The following is a 460-nucleotide window of genomic DNA, read 5'->3' on the forward strand; positions in this document are numbered from 1 at the left end:
CCGGATATCGGCCGTGCTCGTCGTCAGCCAGATACTCGGCGGCCTCGGCGTGGCCATCGGTATCGCCCTGGCGCCGATGCTGGCCACCGAGGTGACCGGCTCCGAGGCGCTGTCCGGGCTGGCCCCGACCGCGTCCGTCGCCGGTACGGCGCTGCTGTCGCTGCCGCTGGCCGCCCTGATGACCTCGCGCGGCCGACGCCCCGGCCTGGTGCTCGCCTATCTGGTCGGTGCCCTCGGCGGCGGCCTGGTGGTCCTCGGCACGGTGGTGCGCAGTTTCCCGTTGCTGCTGCTCGGGATGGCCGCGTTCGGCGCCGGGTCCTCCGCCAATCTCCAGGCCCGGTTCGCGGCGGCCGACCTGGTCGGGCCGGAGCGGCGGGGCCGGGCGATCTCCACCGTCATCTGGGCCACCACGATCGGCTCGGTGCTGGGCCCCAACATCGCCGCCCCGGCCCGACCAGGT

Annotated in this window: 1 protein-coding gene; it reads left to right on the forward strand. The window is 75.0% G+C overall.

Annotation, left to right across the window (positions count from 1 at the left end):
* A partial coding sequence (locus RNB18_RS51780) for an MFS transporter (RefSeq protein ID WP_394817812.1) occupies window positions 1-460 on the forward strand: 460 nt, incomplete at both ends.

The sequence above is a fragment of the Streptomyces doebereineriae genome (assembly GCF_031845645.1).
Lineage (GTDB): Bacteria > Actinomycetota > Actinomycetes > Streptomycetales > Streptomycetaceae > Streptomyces > Streptomyces canus.